Below are 16,961 nucleotides of genomic sequence, written 5' to 3' on the forward strand. Positions count from 1 at the left end.
GTTTTATTCCTTTATACAATAGTTAATAACTCTTGGCACTACTTTGCCCTCTTACTTTTTAACCTTGATATTATGGCGCTTTTCCCCATAAATCGAAGCCCCACGACTGTTAATAAGTTTGTTTCCGATAAATAACCATTTCAAATATCTTTGTTTTATGGTTGGAGGCGCTCTTATTAAAGTACCTTTATAAAGAAATAAGAAGCGGCTTATCCCATTTATATTAAACCAAAGAACAACTAATGAAATTTATTGTCTCGAGCACTTATTTATTAAAGCAACTTCAAATATTGGGAGGGGTTATCAACAATAGTAACACCTTACCTATTTTAGACAATTTTCTTTTTGACCTTGATAAGGATAAACTAACGGTATCCGCTTCGGACCTGGAGACAACGATGAGTTCTGTTCTCAAGGTAGACTCCGATAACGAAGGCACCATTGCGGTACCCGCCAGATTACTGCTAGATACCTTAAAGACATTTCCGGAACAGCCATTGACTTTTATTGTAGCGGACAATAATACCGTTGAGATAAGCTCTAACCACGGTAAGTATGCATTGGCGTACGCCGACGGAGCAGAATTTCCGAAGGCAGTGGAGCTTGCAAGTCCAAGTTCTACCACCATACTCGGCGATATACTTGCCACGGCGATCAACAAAACCATTTTTGCAGCGGGCAACGATGACCTAAGACCTGTAATGAGCGGTGTGTTTTTTCAATTTTCTCCCGAAAATTTAACTTTTGTGGCTACGGACGCACACAAACTCGTCAAATACCAAAGAGAAGATGTAACCGCCTCTGAAGTTGCCGAATTTATTATGCCGAAAAAACCGCTAACATTGCTGAAAGGAATTTTAGCAGGTAGCGAGTCTGATGTGCTTATCGAATACAATGAGAGCAACGCAAAATTTACTTTTGACGATACCGAACTGATATGTAGATTAATTGATGGAAAGTATCCAAATTACGAAGCGGTTATTCCAAAGGAGAACCCAAACAAATTGACCATTGCCAGAAATCAATTTTTAAGTTCTGTAAAAAGGGTCTCTATATTTTCGAACAAGACCACACACCAGATCCGCTTAAAGATTGCAGGTGCCGAACTTAATATTTCTGCCGAGGACATAGATTACTCCAATAAAGCAGAAGAACGCCTAACCTGTTCGTACCAAGGTGACGATATGCAAATAGGTTTTAACTCAAGGTTCTTGACCGAAATGCTTAACAATCTAGGTTCTGACGAAGTTTCTTTAGAAATGAGCCTACCCAATAGAGCGGGTATACTTACGCCAATAGATGGTTTAGATGAGGGTGAAAACGTAACCATGTTGGTAATGCCAGTTATGCTAAACAACTAAAAGTAAATTACCCTATAAAAAAGAGTCCGTTTAAACTATTTTAAACGGACTCTTTTTGGTTTTGAACTATTATGGAATTAAGCAATTTAATTTCAATGGTTTTAAAAAGATATAATCTTATTTAAAATCTTCAGCACACAATTCCACTATTAATTTTTCCATCATGGCAACACCTTTTTCCAATTGTTCAATAGCTATAAATTCATTTGCCCTATGTGCTTGAGCTATGGAACCTGGGCCACATATAGCAGCATGAAAACCTTCATTCGCAAACTGACCTGCTTCTGCGGCATAGGAAACCGTATCCAACTTATCATTACCAGATATCTTTTTGATCAAACCAACAATATCATCATCAGCCTTTGTATCTAAATGAGGCACAGGTGGGTGATGTTCGACATTCTTAATCTCAAAATCTGGAAATATTTTTCGGTTCTTTTCCTCCCGTTCTCTACAAAATGCCTCAAACTCGGCAACAATACTGCTAATATCATCTTTTGGAATGGTACGTAAGTCCCAATAAAAACTTGCTTTGTCCGCAATAATATTAGGGGCAATGCCCCCTTTTACCAAACCAATATGTATACTTGAATGTGGCGGATGAAAACGATCATCTAATTGTTTGTCTGCAATTAACTGGTCCATTTTCTGTTCCAACCAAAGAATCAAATGCATAGCTTCGTGAATGGCACTAATTTCTTGCTTAATTCTACTACTATGACCTGCAGAGCCATTTACATACGTTTCTAGAATATAAATACCTTTTTGCCCAACAATAGGCTCCATTAAAGATGGCTCCCCAATAATTGCATATTTTGGAGTTTCTGCATAATACGTATTTATATCACGCGCCAATTCTGGTGCTGCCAAACACCCTACTTCCTCATCGTAAGAAAAAGCAAAATAAATAGGTTTCTTCAAGTCAGCTTCAATCATTTGCGGTAAAGCAGCTAGACAACAAGCCAAAAAGCCCTTCATATCACACGAGCCTCTACCATATAATTTTCCATCACCTTTATCGGTAAGTACAAAAGGGTCCGTAGTCCACTCTTGTCCTTCTACAGGAACAACATCTGTATGACCGGATAAAATAACACCTCCGTCAACAGCAGGTCCTATTCTACAATGTAACGACGCTTTGGTACCTTCTTCATTAGGCACCAACCTAGTTTCGATACCTTGCGACTCTATATATTCTTTTATCCAATGAATAATACTTAAATTACTTTCACCCCCTAATACAGGAAATGCCACTAGTTTTTCTAGAATACTCTCAACGGTCATATTTAACTATAATTTGTTGCTACTGCGACAATCAATGCTAAAAAAGAAATTAGCAGCAGACATATTAGTACTGGAAATATAAAACGGATCCATCTATCGATGGGCACGCGACACATACTTAACATTGCTATTAACCCACCTAAGGTCGGGTTAACCAAATTTGACAATCCGTCACCTATTTGAAAAGCCAATATCGTTATTTGCCTAGACAAGCCCAATGACTCCCCTAAAGGAAGCATTACAGGTAAAGTAGCCAATGCTTGCCCACTACCAGATGGTATAAAAAAGTTGATTACAGACTGAGAAATGGACATGCCAATGGCACTAACATACAAGGGCAACCCTTCTAAAAGCAATGATAACTGATAAGAAATAGTATCACCAATATTACCCATTTCCATGAGTATTTTAATAGAAGTGGCAAAACCTACCATAAAAGCACCCGGTGCCGCCAAACTCACAGACTTAAGAACTGTTTCACTTAGTGTTGTAGCACTCATTCGAGACACTATACCGCATAACAATGCTATTATCAAGAATACTGCCGACAGTTCGTTAATAAACCAGTGCCAATTAAAAACCCCGTATAAAATAAACAAAAGACCCACAATAAAAACAGAAATTACCATCTTGTTATTGGTGGTTAAATTGTATTCTTGAATAGGTTTTGACAATGTCAACTCTGACACGTTAAGGCCTATACCTAGGCTCTTACTTGGGTTTGCAATAATTTTTTTAAGATACCTTACATTATAGTATGCCATAATTCCCAATGCCGAAAAGCAAAGAATGCTGCGTAACAATGCTCCAGAAAACATGGGCAATTCTGCAATTTTATGTCCGGTACCAACGGTATATGGGTTAATTGGCGAAAGCCCGAAACCTATAGTCATTGCCCCAACCGATATACCGGCAGCTAGCATTAAATCTCCACCAAGAGCAAGGCTCAATACAGCTGCAATTGGCACCATAGCTATGTTATTTTCATAACCTACGGTAACACCCAAAATGCCATATATAAATGTCATGATGACGACTATGACATATTTATTCTTTAATCCTAATTTTTTCACAAGTGTACCCACAGCGTTTTCTACCGCTTTCGATTTTTCCATTACCCCGAACATGACACCACCTGCCAGTACGATAAAAATAATTTCTACAGCAGCCTTAAAGCCTAAAGGCATAGCCCTAAACATATCTAAGAAACCAACTGGTGTAGAAGCTATGGTCTTATAAGAATTAGGTACTACGGCATTTCTACCATCTACCATTACCCGCTCATATGTGCCTGCTGGCAAGATATAGGTCAATACGGTTATCAAAACAATGATACCGAACAACATCGTAATGGCATGTGGAATTTTTTTAAAGAAGGACAGAAATTTGGTCATGAATGATATTGGTCCAATAATTTTCTTTGGAAAAAAATTTTCTGAATTAGTTTGGCTCGGTTTAGTATAAAACCTGAGACTCAAATATAAATATATATGACCGAATACATTTTTCTATTCCATTAAAAGTTAATACTGATTTTTAAGAATAATGTAATTGTGATATTGAATAATAATCTCAAAAAAAGAGCCACCAAACATGGCAGCTCTTTAATAAAATTATATGAGGTAAATTATATAAACCTAATTGTACCAAAATAACTGGGCGATTCCCCGTTACTCGCTCTAAAGGCATTAACCGCTGGCATTACTATAGATAATATACCCGCAAATATTAACAGTAATATCCCTAGGCCGAATAATAAGATTCCAGGAATACCTATAACCAAATACAAGATTAAGCTTAATTGAAAATTGATAACAGATTTACCATGCTCATCCATACCTATAACAGAATCTTTGGTCGTTAACCAAATTACGAACGGCACTAAGAGACCGCCAAAACCTGTTACAAAATCTAAATATTGAGATAAATGTGTAATAACCAAGAGATTTCGGTCCTCACGTACTTCTACGGCGTTTTTATTAACTACTTCCATTTTTTGATTGATTTAATGATGAATACTATAAATAAGACGCACAAAAAATGAAAATGTTACAGTATACATAACAAAAAACCCCGCAAGAGCTATATCTTACAGGGTTTTTATGACTTGAATATAAAAGCTTATAGTTTGCGCTGCAATTTTACAAGCTTTTCTTTTTTCTTTGTAATACCTACTTTTAATTTACTAATCTTCTTTTCGGTTTTTTCGATATCATTGGGAGACAATTTTCCTTTAATTTTATCCACCTCCATTTTGTCACTAATCTTCGTTAACTTTTTTTCGTTCTTATCAATATCCTTCTTCACGGAATTAATCTTGTTGTTGAGTTTTTCATGCTTCTTATTCGCTTTTTCCGCCTCTTTTTGGGCTTTCTTTTCTGCTTTCGCCTCTTTTTCCGCAGCTTCTACTTTCTTCTTTATTTCTTCGGCCTCCTGCTTTGCCCGCTCGGCCTCCGAAATCACTTCTTTTTGAACCACGCCCCCCTCTTCTTGTTCTTGTCCGAAAGAACAGGTTGTTACTCCAAAAAGAAATACTAAAAAGGGCAATAAATGCATTTTCATAATAATAAATTTTATAGTTAATGGATCGCGAAGTTAGTTATTTTTAGATATCCGTATCATTTAGAATTTCTATTTTTTGAGGCCCTGTACAAAAGGTACATCTACTTGTTTTTGACTATTTTTGCAAAAACTTTCAAATGGTCCCTAACGATACTATTATTGCATTGGCAACACCTGCTGGCCCCGGGGCTATTGCTGTAATAAGGCTATCGGGTAAAGATGCGATATCCATTAGTAGTCAATTGTTCAGATCTATTAGGGGCAAGAATTTACAAGAACAAAAATCCCATACCGTTCATTTAGGTCATATCGTCGAAGGTGAAAAAGTATTGGACGAGGTCTTGGCCACTGTCTTTAAAGGCCCCAATTCGTATACAGGTGAAAACGTGGTAGAAATTTCTTGCCATGGATCACCTTACATACAGCAACAGATTATTCAATTGTTTTTAAGAAATGGTTGCCGAATGGCCGATGCCGGCGAGTTTACGCTCCGGGCCTTCTTAAATGGCAAGATGGATCTGAGCCAAGCCGAGGCCGTTGCCGACCTTATAGCCAGCGATAATGCGGCAAGCCACCAAATAGCCATGCAACAAATGCGGGGCGGATTCAGTAACGAGATCAAAAAATTAAGGGAAGAGCTATTGAACTTTGCCTCTTTGATAGAGCTTGAGCTTGATTTTTCGGAAGAAGACGTAGAGTTTGCCGACCGCACCCAGTTCAACCAATTACTGGAAAGAATACAGAAAGTACTAAAAGGACTTATAGATTCGTTCGCTGTAGGAAACGTGATCAAAAACGGAATACCCGTTGCCATTGTGGGAGAGCCCAATGTAGGAAAATCTACCTTGCTCAATGCATTTTTGAATGAAGAGCGTGCTTTGGTGTCCGATATTGCAGGTACTACCCGCGACACCATAGAAGACGAAATATCTATAGGGGGTATCGGTTTTCGGTTTATAGATACTGCAGGAATACGTGAAACCGAAGATGTGGTTGAAGGTATGGGCATTAAACGGACCTTTGAAAAGATAGAACAAGCCCAGGTGGTCTTATTTTTAGTTGACGGCCCTAAAATTTTAAGTGATGAAACAAAACTTAAAAACATCGCCGTCGACTTTGAGAAAATAAAGAATAAAAACCCTCAAAAACCTTTACTATTATTGGTGAATAAGTCTGACACTCTTTCCCGAGAAGACAAAAACAAGCTTAATGACCAATTACAGACCATTGATTATATTTCGGCCAAAACGGGCGAAGGTGTCGATACCCTGCAAAAAAAACTATTGAAATTTGTTAATACCGGAAGACTGGGTAAAAACGAAACCATTATAACAAACACAAGACATTATGATGCCCTTATTCAAGCTCTGGAGGCCATAGAAAAAGTACAGTTCGGCATTACCGAAGAGCTATCTAGCGACCTTATGTCCATTGATGTACGGGAAGCCCTTTACCACCTTGGTGAGATTACCGGGCAAGTAACCAACGACGAGTTGCTGGGCAATATATTCGCGAATTTCTGTATTGGAAAGTAATCACCACAAAACAAACATTCAGAAAACATACGACAAACCACCATTAAGCCCTTAATACAGGGCTTTTTGTTTGCAGTAAAGTTAATATCTATTTTGTGATGTTATACGTTTATTATGTACAAATTTGTACCTTTGTTGTACCTCAATACGTTTTGCAGGGCTTATTTGTACCTCAAAACGTTTTTTTAGGGCAATTGTGGCACACATAGACACACATAGGCACACACAGGCACAAAATGAGTAGTAACATTAAAGTAAAACGGATTTGTCAGCATTGCAGTAAGGAGTTTACAGCCCGTACAACGGTAACAAAATACTGTTCCCATAAGTGCAGCCAAAGAGCATACAAAGCCCGTAAAAGAGCCGAAAAGGTTAAGCAGTCAAACGCTGAATCTACTCGAATAATTAACCAACCTATTGAGCAACTGAAAGCTAAAGAGTTTTTAAGTATTAAAGAAGTATGCCAGTTAGTTGGAATAAGTAGGCGTACTGTTTACCGTTTGATTGAAAATGGCAACCTAAATAAAATTAAGATTGGAAGCCGTACCCTTATTAAACGTTCAGCACTAAACAGGCTATTGAGTAATAAAGAAACTGGAAAATCCGAAATACCTGAACAACAAATAAATGACCCCAAAAACTGGAAACAGACAAGGGCATTTGATATTAAAGACTGTTACACCTTAACAGAAGTACAAGACAAATACAAGGTTTCTGAAAGTACAGTACAGCAGTTAATTAAACGAAACAGAATACCTAAAATAAAAAAGGGTTGGTATGCTTATGTACCGAAACATATTATTGATGAATTATTGACGTAAAAAAAAGTTTTTTTTAGACGTTCACATTTTTCACTTTTTTCACTAAAGCATAAAAGACAATGACAACAAAAGTAAGTTTAAGACAAAAGAAAATAAGTAAGGGGCGTAAAAGCCTGTATCTTGACTTTTACCCACCAATACCACACCCCGAAACAGGCGAACCCACACGCAGGGAGTTTTTAGGGCTTTACATTTACGAGAAACCTAAAACACCTATTGACAAACAGCACAATACTGAAACTTTGAAAATAGGCGAAAGCATACGTCAAAAGCGTGAAAACTTCTTAAACAAGCCCGAAATTTACAGCCAGTACGAAAAGGAACAACTAAGGTTAAAGGAATTAAACGAACAATGTTTTATTGAATACGTCACTAAGTTAACTAACAAACGCAAAGGCAGTAACCGTTTAAGTTGGGTTTCAGCACTCAAATACCTTGACACCTTTACAAATGGTAGTTTAAAGTTTGCCGACCTCAACGAAAAGTTTTTAGAAGACTTCAAAGAATACCTACTTACTACCAAAAGCAATAAGAGTAACAAAACAACCCTTTCACAAAATTCAGCCGTTTCGTATTTCAATAAGGTTAAAGCTGCACTAAAACAAGCCTACAAAGACGGTATTTTACAATACGACTTAAACGCCAAAGTAAAGCCCATAAAAGCAGCCGAAACAAGACGTGAATACTTAACCCTTGACGAACTTAATAAACTTGTAAAAACCCCGTGCAATGATGTTTTATTAAAACGTGCAGCCCTATTTTCAGCACTTACAGGGTTGAGGTTTTCAGACATTCAAAAAATGACTTGGGGCGAACTGGAATACATAAACGGGCAAGGGTATTTCCTGAACTTCAACCAAAAGAAAACCAAAGGTGTTGAGGTATTGCCAATTTCAGAACAGGCGTACAGCTTTACAGAGGGTACAGAAAACCCAAAGGATATGCCACAGGATAAACCCGTATTTGAGGGGCTTAAATATTCAGCCTACAATAATAAACACCTATTTCAATGGATTGGAGCAGCAGGAATAACAAAGGATATTACCTTTCATTGTTTCAGACATACGTTTGCCACCTTGCAACTGTTTAATGGTACGGATATTTATACCGTTTCCAAAATGTTAGGACATAAAGACCTGAAAACAACGCAGGTTTACGCCAAAATAGTTGATGAAGCTAAACGGACAGCAGCCAATAAAATAAAACTGGATATGTAACCACTTAAAGCATAAAAGGCTATGAAAGAAGACTTATTATTTTTTTCAAACACGATATGTTCAATTCCTTTAAACACACTTACAATTCAAAGATTGATTTATTTAGATAGTTGTTTATTACAGGTGGAATTTACAGACCCAAACAGCTTCATATTGCAAGACCTTTTGATAAATGTAAACAAGAATTATGTTAATGTAGTATTACAAAATTTATCAAAGGCTATTCAAACTAATTGCGGTAACAACATTGATTTGGATAATGTAAATGTTCCTGAAAAATTCGGGTACAGTTTTAAGCCTAACAATAATGAAAAATCAATAAGTAAAATTTATAAAGAGTATAAAATTAGCCCAACACAGCAAGAGCAGTTTAAAATAATTTGGTTAAAGACCTTTATTGAAAAGTTAAAAAAAATTGATTTTACAATTAGAAGTCTTTTACAATTACCCCAAAAAGATTATAGCAAACTAAAACCTGTAAAAGTTTTTGAATTATTTGAGGAATACCAAGTTTTTACTAGTAAGTTTCAACAAGAAATTGAAAAGGAATTTTTAAAGCCTAATTCAAAAAGTGACAAATTAAATTTCTACTTCAATAAAATGCTACCTGATTATATTGAAAAAATTGATAACTATTTTTCGCAATTTGAAGATTTGCAAACAAGTTTCAAAAGTCAATTTGGCTATCTTAACAACGAATATAATTCATTAAATAATATAATTTCAAAAGCACAAATAAACGAGATAAGTAGATTTGAATTGTTTTTTAAAAAAATTGATTTTAATGATTTTGAAAATGTAAAAAACAAATATTTATACGCTATTTCAAAATATGAAAGCAACAAAAGATTGCAACAACAAAAAACATCTATTTTTTTAACTGAATTGAGTAATAGAATTTCTAATTTAACAATAGAGATTTCTGAAACAGAAAAAAATAATGTGTTACCTCAACCAATAAACAAAGACCAAACCGAAAAGCCAAAACCTGAACCAAAAGAAACAGAACTTTTGGAAAAGATTAAAAAGCATTTTGAGTTTATGTTAAGTGATTGTCCACGAAAAGGAAAGCCAATTTTAACCAATGAAAACGACTTTAATAAATTAATAAAATGGACTACTTATTTTTTTGAAAACAACTTTGAAGTACCTAAAATTTCAGAGCCTATAAAGTCAGTAAATACAAATTTCTATATTACCCAATTAGCGTTTCACATACTGTTTGATGAATTAAGAAAAACAGGGTTTCATAATCAAAGAACAAAAAGCAAGACACCTTTGTTTTTACTTTGGGAAAGTTGTTTTGCAGATTACAAAGGATATAGAGAAACAAACTTTTGGAAAGTAAAGAAAAAGAAGGACAACGGTACTGATTACGACATAGAAGTAAAGAAACTTATGTTAATCGACTAACAAATACAACTACCCGTAAAATCGGATTTTACCCGTGAATTAACCGTATTTCCGTTTCAGTATTTCGCAAAGTATTATAAACAAAAATACTTTCGATATGACTGAAAATTTAACACACGACACGTTACCACAAGGAGTAACACGGCTAATTAAAGAAGTTAGCGAACTTAAACGCCTGTTAATTGAAAAACAGGAACAACCCACCACTGAACAGCCTGAACAATGGCTTGACCTCAACGACCTTATTCAGTACGACCCTGAAAAGCGTACAAAACCCACTTGGTACAGTAAAATTTCACGCAATGAAGTACCACACTATAAACGGGGTAAAAAAATCTATTTCCTAAAATCTGAAATTGATGAATGGTTAAAGCAAGGGCGTAAAAAATCTAATGCAGAAATACAAGAAAAAGCGGAAACGTATTTGTCGAACAATAAAAAAGCCTTGAAGTAATGGAAAACAAAAACAACAAGGCTAATGCTTTTAAGCACAAAAGACAGCCACAAGTTAAGCAATTAGTTTTAAAATCTATTGTAAAACAAATTGAAAAAAGAACTGGAGCGAGTATTTCAGAACTTAAAAATAAGTATTCAGAAGAAACTTTATTTGCAGTTGCATTAAAACACGTTACTACAACTAAAAAAGCACTTTGCAAGGCGTTAGATATAAACATTGATAATGCTTGCAGGTTTAAGCGTAAACTTGAAATTAACGGTTTATTAGTGCAGTCTATTGATCAGGTTATTTGCCCTTTTACAAAACGTTCAGCACACCTTTTAAGCACCAACCCCAAAGAGTTTGAGAGGTTATTAAAATCTAAGTCTAACCAAACTAAACTTTTTGAGTAATGGAAGCAAAAAAGTTAAACCCACAGTTTGACGACTTGGCAAAGGCAGAAACCTTTACTAATCATATTCAGGAAATAACGGAAACCAAAGCAACCCCACACGCTGAAATATTAAACCAGTTAATTGAACAGTTTGAACCGTTGGACTTTGAAGCAATGGCAAACCCACACAATGCCGAAAACTTCAAACTAAGTAATAAGCACTATACTGTTTTATCTATTGAAAACGTCTTACAGATAGCTGAAAACAATCGTTGGGGCTTATGCAAAAACCACGATTTTATTTATTTGTTCAATGGTACTTACTGGGATGAACTCAATAAAGAAACATTCCAAAAGTTTTTAGGAAAGGCAGCCGAAAAAATGGGCGTTCCTACCTTTTCAGCTCGGTACTATAAATTCAGAAAAGAATTATACGAACAATTTTTAGGTACAGCATACCTTGAACCTAAACCACCGTTGGCAAATAGGGTTTTAATCAACTTGCAAAACGGCACGTTTGAAGTAAGCCCAAACGGTACACAATTAAGACCGTTTGACCGTGCAGACTTCCTTACCTATCAATTACCATTTGAATACAACCCACAGGCAAAAGCCCCTTTATTTGAAGAGTATTTAAACAAGGTATTGCCCGATAAAGAACGACAAAAGGTTTTAGCTGAATATTTGGGCTTTGTTTTCATTAAGCACGGGAGCAATAGGCTAAAAGAAGAAAAGGCGTTAATACTTTACGGTACTGGGGCAAATGGTAAGTCCGTATTCTTTGAAATAGTAAGTGCCTTACTGGGTGCAGAAAATACAAGCAACTATTCATTGCAAAGCCTTACAAATGATAACGGCTATTTCAGGGCGAAATTGGCTAATAAGTTGGTAAACTATGCAAGTGAGATAAACGGCAAACTGGAAAGTGCAATTTTTAAACAATTAGTTTCAGGCGAACCCGTTGAAGCCCGTTTACCTTATGGCGAACCTTTCACGCTGAAACAATACGCCAAACTAATATTTAACTGTAATGAGTTACCCAAAGACGTTGAACATACAAACGCCTATTTCAGACGGTTTTTAATCATTCCCTTTGATGTTACCATACCACCACAGGAACAGGATAAACAACTACACACCAAAATAATTGAAAAGGAACTTTCAGGCGTTTTTAACTGGGTACTGGACGGCTTAAACAGACTATTGGAGCAAAAGAGGTTTACAGATTGTGAAGCGGTAAAACAAGCCGTTGAACAGTACAAAAGCCAGTCCGATAGTGTAAAGATGTTTATTGATGAAAACAACTACCAAAGCAGCCCAACCGATTACAGGCTAATAAAAGAACTATACGCCGAATACAGGGGCTATTGTATTGAGGACGGTTTTAAGCCCGTGAACAAGTCAAATTTCATTAAACGCCTTTCAGGTTTCGGGGTTTTGGTTGATAGACTTAATGTAGGTAATGTAGCGTATTTGTCAAACGGTAAAACTTATTCTTTTTGATATGAATACAGAATACCGATACATATTTGAAAAAGGAAGTAAAAAACACCTTTGCCCGAATTGTGATAAAAAACGTTTTGTAAGATACATTGATACACAAACAGGCGAATACTTACCTGAACAGTACGGACGTTGCGACCGTGAAAGCAAATGCGGTTATTTTTTAAACCCATACAAAGACGGTTACACAAAAGCTATTTGGGAGCGGGAGCAAGGAAATAAAACAGACTGGAAGCCACAGCAGCCAAAACGAAAAAAGAAGCCCGTAAACAAGCCGAAAAGAACGTTTATTCCCGTTGAGGTATTCAACCGTACTCGTGCAGGATATGAACAGAATACCTTTATTCAAAACCTACTTACACGGGTTGCCTTTCCTTTTGAAGTGCAGGACATTGAAAAGGTTATTTCATTGTATCATTTGGGAACAGTACAAAACGGGTACCGTACGGGGTCGAATACTTTTCCTTTTGTTGATATAAACGGCAATATTAGGGCAATACAAGTGAAACATTTTGACGAACAGAACCGCACAAAAGCAACAGACTTTTTGCACTCAATAATTGAAAAGTACCATACCCGAAACAATAAGCCGTTGCCTGAATGGTTGGAAGCGTACAATAAGAATGAAACAAAGGTTTCCTGTTTGTTTGGCGAACACCTTTTAAGTAAATACACATACAACCCTATTGCCTTGGTTGAAGCCCCTAAAACGGCAATTTATGGCACGTTGTATTTTGGTTTTCCTGAACAGCCTACAAACTTACTTTGGTTGGCAGTTTACAATTTGAGCAGTTTAAACCTCAACAAATGCAAGGCCTTAAAAGGCAGGAATGTTTATTTGTTTCCCGACCTATCAAAAGACGGCAAAGCCTTTGAGTTATGGAGCAATAAGGCCACCGAAATACAAAAGCGTTTACAGGGTACATACTTTCACGTTTCGGACTTACTGGAACAGTTAGCACCACAGCAAGACAAAGAACAAGGCAAAGACATTGCAGACTATCTAATAAAACAGGATTGGCGACTGTATAGAAAGAAGCAAGAAAGAATTGTTTTTAGAACGCTAAAAAAGGAAACATCACAGCCCGAACCTGAACCAGTTGAAACCTCAACCCGTGAAAATAGTGAAAAACGTGAACGTCAAAAAAAAACCTTTTTTTCGCAACCTGAACCAAAACTAAATGAACCCAACTACATAAAAGAAACTGAACGAATTGAACTACCAAAAAAGGAACAACCCGAAAACTGGGGTAACGATATTGCAGAACTGGAAAACTACTTTGCAAGTATTGAACTGCCAACTCAACCTATAAAACTTAACAAAGGCAGTACAATAAAGAACTGTTCCTTATTCATTGAAAGCCATTTTATCAATGTGAAAAAAAACGATGGAAAAACGAGGTTTTTACCCTATTTAAGTCGATTACATGAATTGAAAAATCATTTGAATAATCAAGATTTTTCAATTATTCCTTAACTATTTAGGTTTCATTACAAAAGAGAATTAAATACCACAACCTTATAAATTCCCAACTCTATACAATGAGGCGTTACAACTAATTATTACCAAGCTAAAAGAGCAAAGGGAATACCATTACAATAAACGCTTTAAAAGCGTTTGCAAAAAATACAATTTGATTTAAACTTTCTTTCTTCACTACTATCATGTACCTTTAAGACATGGCGGACTTTTGTAATAAATGCAGAAATAAATTAGGTATGCAAACAATTATACAGTCCATTGATTTTTGCGAACATTGCCAACAATCAAAATTTACATTTCAGAGCATAATATATTTTATTAGATGGGCACTTGCTATAATTGTTGTTGGGTTAACTATAATATCTATCTTTCTTCTATCATACTATTTTTTTCACTTTTGAATGATTAATATTAACTCGTTAAATAAAATTTACACAATGAAAAAAAATTTATTACTCATATTAATTTTATCTTTTTTTTCTTGTAACAGTTCAGATGAAAATTCTGACTCTCAAATGGTCAATGAAAATTCTGAATTACTAATTGGTAAGTGGGCTTATGTTTCGGTAAAAAGAAATGGCAGTATAATTGATTTTGTACATTCTGGTGAGGGGTGTTCTGATTTCAAGCCTGATTACATTGAGTTTACTGAAAACGGAAGATACATACAATTTGCTTTTTTAAATTGTCAAGAAGAATTCAGTACTAATCTTCTTTACAAACTAGTAGATAACGCAATAATAGTTTCTTATGAGAGCACTAATGAAGAAGCTTTTACAAGTGAAATAATAGAGATAAGTTCTAGTACTTTAATACTCCGAACAATATCAAATGATATTGTTTTAGAAGAAGGGTTTAGTAAAATAGAATAAGAAATTATTTTGTTTAAATATTCTATAACATATCGTCAATTCATTTTATTGAAGCAACAATAAATAAATGATGTTTTCCCCTTACCCCTGTACCTTATTTGTACCTCAAAATCTTAACTAATTGATATTCAATACCAATTACTTTTTGTATTGGAAAGTAATAAGGTCGAACAACATCAAACAATACCCTATTAAAGACTAATAAACAGGTATTTATAAAAAATTATCAAAATTTTCGTTTCTTTTTATTGGATGATAATTGTACTTTATTTAGTTGATGCCGAAGTGTACCTTTTAAACTGTTAATACAATGAAGGTACAATAATGTGTATCTCCCATGAAAATAATACTCCGAAAAAAGAAACTAAAGAACAATAAGGAAAGTCTTTATCTGTGTTCATTCCCCAATTAGTAGGACAGGTTTTCTACAAATCCAGGTTAATTTATGCTGCTTTTTTAAACATGTCCATTGGTCTTTCATAATCGATCGGTCCATGTCTTCTTTCGTTGTTGTAATATTCAAAGTATTCCGCCAATGGCAGGAACAGGTCGAGTCCGTCATTTGGTGGGTTCAGGTAGATTTCCTCATACTTTACGCTTCCCCATAAGCGCTCTATAAATGCAATGTCCGTTGCCCTTCCCTTACCGTCCATCGAAAGTTTGATCTCTTTGCCCAATACGGTACTTGAGAATTCATCCGAGGTGAACTGGCTGCCTTGGTCCGTGTTTATTATTTCAGGTTTCCCATGCTGTACAACGGCCTCTTCCAAGGTCTTGGCGCACCATTGGGCATCCATGGAGTTGGAAACGCTCCAATGGACGACGAAACGACTGTGCAGGTCTATTATCGCCATAAGGTACATATACCCTTTTCCATGGGAATATAGGTAATGTCGGTCGCCCATACCTGGTTGGCCCTGGTTATCTCCAAGTTCCTCAACAGATAAGGGTAGGTTTTATGGTCCTTGTTCCTCTTGGAGGTATGTCTGCCCGGCAATACGGCCCTTAGGCCCATCACACGGTAATAAAGCCGTTCGATACGGTTCCTGCTTACCTTATGCCCTTTGTCACGGGTATGCCAAACGTGCATGCGCTTGGCGCCCTTCTCGGGGTGGTACAGGTAATGCTCGTCCATAAGCCGCATCAGTTCCAGATTCAGCTCCGTTTCCCCTCTTGGGCTATAATACAGCCCCGAGCGGTGGATACACAGACTGCGGCACTGTACCGATATGCTCAGTTTGGAATGGCCCTTGGTTATGTGCTGTATAATTTTACAACATTAAAAACCACGAAATATGAAATGGTCAATATCAATTATCACTTTGCTTCTGCTTTGGTCGTGTGGAAACTATCAAGAGCAAAATGCACGAGGCAAATGGATAAAAGGAACAGAACAAGAAAAATTAGAAACCGTTGAAAACCAATTTAGGGGTTTTGATATGGCAATGGTAGAAACAAGCTATCGATATCAGGAACTGTATTGGGCAGTTCCTCGTCGATGCCGTAACCGATGAAATATAGGATGTCCAAACGCAGCGAACAATGGGCGATCAGCCGGCGGTCGCTGATGATGTTCTCCAGATAGCCCACAAGGCAGAGCTTGAAGAAGACCACAGGGTCGATGCTCTTCTGCCCGCTATCACCATAGTAACACTTGGTCAGCGGATAAAGGAAATCAAGGTCCACGGCCCCTTTCAACCTCCTGTAAAAATTCTCCCTAGGCATACGTTCGCTCAACTGGAAATGCGCGAACAACTTTTCCTGGTACTCCTTTTTTCCCTGCATACCGACAAGTTACGATCCTTCACACGATCGGCAATGATCAAATCCCTTTTATTATATAACTTGTGCAACAGGCACATTGTATAAGCGTAATGCGGGCTGAATGGCTAAAATTGAGTATTTTGGCATTTATCAAAGTTTGGTGCAGGCGGACAGTAAATCGCTCCGAAGTCCCGCACTACGCTTAGGTACTGTGTCAAAAAACAAATTTTTTCTTTAATAATTTTAGGAAACAGGTTGATTTATCAAGTTGTTATCCTGTGCAGCAAAGGCTTCATGCTTTTGCTGCTTTTTTATT

The 16,961-nt window shown here is 36.4% G+C and carries 16 protein-coding genes and 1 pseudogene; 10 read left to right on the forward strand and 7 right to left on the reverse strand.

Annotated elements, in window-relative coordinates:
• The first annotated feature begins 242 nt into the window (after nt 1-242).
• Complete coding sequence (gene dnaN, locus AB657_RS06265) at nt 243-1,361, forward strand: DNA polymerase III subunit beta (RefSeq protein ID WP_047245713.1); 1,119 nt, start codon at nt 243-245, stop codon at nt 1,359-1,361.
• A 117-nt stretch (nt 1,362-1,478) separates the two neighbouring features.
• On the opposite strand, the gene argE is transcribed toward dnaN, so the two are convergent.
• The 4 genes from argE to AB657_RS06285 form a co-directional block, all read right to left on the reverse strand.
• Entirely contained in the window at nt 1,479-2,645 is a 1,167-nt protein-coding gene (gene argE, locus AB657_RS06270) for an acetylornithine deacetylase (protein WP_047245714.1), read from the reverse strand.
• Nucleotides 2,646-2,647: 2 nt separating this feature from the next.
• Nucleotides 2,648-4,039, reverse strand: coding sequence for a YfcC family protein (locus AB657_RS06275; protein ID WP_047245715.1), 1,392 nt, complete (start codon nt 4,037-4,039; stop codon nt 2,648-2,650).
• Nucleotides 4,040-4,272: 233 nt separating this feature from the next.
• Nucleotides 4,273-4,638 (reverse strand): DUF4870 domain-containing protein, encoded by a 366-nt coding sequence (locus AB657_RS06280; RefSeq protein WP_047245716.1) that lies wholly within the window; start codon nt 4,636-4,638, stop codon nt 4,273-4,275.
• 128 nt (nt 4,639-4,766) lie between these two features.
• Nucleotides 4,767-5,207, reverse strand: a complete 441-nt coding sequence (locus AB657_RS06285; RefSeq protein WP_047245717.1) for a hypothetical protein — start codon at nt 5,205-5,207, stop codon at nt 4,767-4,769.
• A gap of 137 nt (nt 5,208-5,344) precedes the next feature.
• Here AB657_RS06285 and mnmE point away from each other — a divergent pair, with 137 nt between their 5' ends.
• The 9 genes from mnmE (at nt 5,345) to AB657_RS06330 (ending at nt 14,881) form a co-directional block, all read left to right on the forward strand.
• Entirely contained in the window at nt 5,345-6,742 is a 1,398-nt protein-coding gene (gene mnmE / locus AB657_RS06290) for a tRNA uridine-5-carboxymethylaminomethyl(34) synthesis GTPase MnmE (RefSeq protein ID WP_047245718.1), read from the forward strand.
• Between the two features lie 236 nt (nt 6,743-6,978).
• On the forward strand, nt 6,979-7,563 hold the full coding sequence (locus AB657_RS06295) for a helix-turn-helix domain-containing protein (protein ID WP_047245719.1): 585 nt from the start codon (nt 6,979-6,981) through the stop codon (nt 7,561-7,563).
• Nucleotides 7,564-7,622: 59 nt separating this feature from the next.
• Nucleotides 7,623-8,780, forward strand: coding sequence for a tyrosine-type recombinase/integrase (locus AB657_RS06300; RefSeq protein ID WP_047245720.1), 1,158 nt, complete (start codon nt 7,623-7,625; stop codon nt 8,778-8,780).
• Between the two features lie 21 nt (nt 8,781-8,801).
• Nucleotides 8,802-10,193, forward strand: coding sequence for a hypothetical protein (locus AB657_RS06305; protein ID WP_157491611.1), 1,392 nt, complete (start codon nt 8,802-8,804; stop codon nt 10,191-10,193).
• A gap of 97 nt (nt 10,194-10,290) precedes the next feature.
• A complete protein-coding gene (locus AB657_RS06310; RefSeq protein ID WP_047245722.1) occupies nt 10,291-10,647 on the forward strand; it encodes a helix-turn-helix domain-containing protein in 357 nt (118 codons plus the stop codon).
• On the forward strand, nt 10,647-11,042 hold the full coding sequence (locus AB657_RS06315; protein WP_047245723.1) for a hypothetical protein: 396 nt from the start codon (nt 10,647-10,649) through the stop codon (nt 11,040-11,042). Before AB657_RS06310 ends, AB657_RS06315 begins: the two co-directional genes overlap by 1 nt.
• Nucleotides 11,042-12,526 (forward strand): DNA primase family protein, encoded by a 1,485-nt coding sequence (locus AB657_RS06320; RefSeq protein WP_084696387.1) that lies wholly within the window; start codon nt 11,042-11,044, stop codon nt 12,524-12,526. The genes AB657_RS06315 and AB657_RS06320 overlap by 1 nt, the downstream gene beginning before the upstream one ends.
• A 1-nt stretch (nt 12,527) precedes the next feature.
• Nucleotides 12,528-14,003 carry a DUF6965 family protein gene (locus AB657_RS06325; protein ID WP_198146880.1) on the forward strand — a complete coding sequence of 492 codons (1,476 nt, stop codon included), beginning with the start codon at nt 12,528-12,530 and terminating at the stop codon, nt 14,001-14,003.
• Between the two features lie 443 nt (nt 14,004-14,446).
• Nucleotides 14,447-14,881: a lipocalin family protein gene (locus tag AB657_RS06330; RefSeq protein WP_198146881.1), complete on the forward strand. Its 435-nt coding sequence runs from the start codon at nt 14,447-14,449 to the stop codon at nt 14,879-14,881.
• Between the two features lie 443 nt (nt 14,882-15,324).
• Here AB657_RS06330 and AB657_RS17810 read toward each other — a convergent pair whose 3' ends face one another.
• From AB657_RS17810 to AB657_RS17820, 3 genes and pseudogenes are all read right to left on the reverse strand, one after another.
• Nucleotides 15,325-15,735 carry a DDE-type integrase/transposase/recombinase gene (locus AB657_RS17810; protein WP_198146882.1) on the reverse strand — a complete coding sequence of 137 codons (411 nt, stop codon included), beginning with the start codon at nt 15,733-15,735 and terminating at the stop codon, nt 15,325-15,327.
• A complete protein-coding gene (locus AB657_RS17815) occupies nt 15,726-16,016 on the reverse strand; it encodes a hypothetical protein (RefSeq protein WP_198146883.1) in 291 nt (96 codons plus the stop codon). The genes AB657_RS17810 and AB657_RS17815 overlap by 10 nt, the downstream gene beginning before the upstream one ends.
• 347 nt (nt 16,017-16,363) lie before the next feature.
• A pseudogene (locus tag AB657_RS17820) lies at nt 16,364-16,666 on the reverse strand (transposase); the annotation flags it as partial.
• Nucleotides 16,667-16,961 lie beyond the last annotated feature (295 nt).

The sequence above is a fragment of the Maribacter thermophilus genome, from assembly GCF_001020565.1.
GTDB classification, from domain to species: Bacteria; Bacteroidota; Bacteroidia; order Flavobacteriales; family Flavobacteriaceae; genus Maribacter; species Maribacter thermophilus.

Excerpts from the sequence above, each read along its gene's own strand:
- dnaN (WP_047245713.1), top strand. The coding sequence starts at position 243 with ATGAAATTTATTGTCTCGAGCACTTATTTATTAAAGCAACTTCAAATA.
- argE (WP_047245714.1), bottom strand. The coding sequence starts at position 2,645 with ATGACCGTTGAGAGTATTCTAGAAAAACTAGTGGCATTTCCTGTATTA.
- AB657_RS06275 (WP_047245715.1), bottom strand. The coding sequence starts at position 4,039 with ATGACCAAATTTCTGTCCTTCTTTAAAAAAATTCCACATGCCATTACG.
- AB657_RS06280 (WP_047245716.1), bottom strand. The coding sequence starts at position 4,638 with ATGGAAGTAGTTAATAAAAACGCCGTAGAAGTACGTGAGGACCGAAAT.
- AB657_RS06285 (WP_047245717.1), bottom strand. The coding sequence starts at position 5,207 with ATGAAAATGCATTTATTGCCCTTTTTAGTATTTCTTTTTGGAGTAACA.
- mnmE (WP_047245718.1), top strand. The coding sequence starts at position 5,345 with ATGGTCCCTAACGATACTATTATTGCATTGGCAACACCTGCTGGCCCC.
- AB657_RS06295 (WP_047245719.1), top strand. The coding sequence starts at position 6,979 with ATGAGTAGTAACATTAAAGTAAAACGGATTTGTCAGCATTGCAGTAAG.
- AB657_RS06300 (WP_047245720.1), top strand. The coding sequence starts at position 7,623 with ATGACAACAAAAGTAAGTTTAAGACAAAAGAAAATAAGTAAGGGGCGT.
- AB657_RS06305 (WP_157491611.1), top strand. The coding sequence starts at position 8,802 with ATGAAAGAAGACTTATTATTTTTTTCAAACACGATATGTTCAATTCCT.
- AB657_RS06310 (WP_047245722.1), top strand. The coding sequence starts at position 10,291 with ATGACTGAAAATTTAACACACGACACGTTACCACAAGGAGTAACACGG.
- AB657_RS06315 (WP_047245723.1), top strand. The coding sequence starts at position 10,647 with ATGGAAAACAAAAACAACAAGGCTAATGCTTTTAAGCACAAAAGACAG.
- AB657_RS06320 (WP_084696387.1), top strand. The coding sequence starts at position 11,042 with ATGGAAGCAAAAAAGTTAAACCCACAGTTTGACGACTTGGCAAAGGCA.
- AB657_RS06325 (WP_198146880.1), top strand. The coding sequence starts at position 12,528 with ATGAATACAGAATACCGATACATATTTGAAAAAGGAAGTAAAAAACAC.
- AB657_RS06330 (WP_198146881.1), top strand. The coding sequence starts at position 14,447 with ATGAAAAAAAATTTATTACTCATATTAATTTTATCTTTTTTTTCTTGT.
- AB657_RS17810 (WP_198146882.1), bottom strand. The coding sequence starts at position 15,735 with ATGGCGATAATAGACCTGCACAGTCGTTTCGTCGTCCATTGGAGCGTT.
- AB657_RS17815 (WP_198146883.1), bottom strand. The coding sequence starts at position 16,016 with ATGGACGAGCATTACCTGTACCACCCCGAGAAGGGCGCCAAGCGCATG.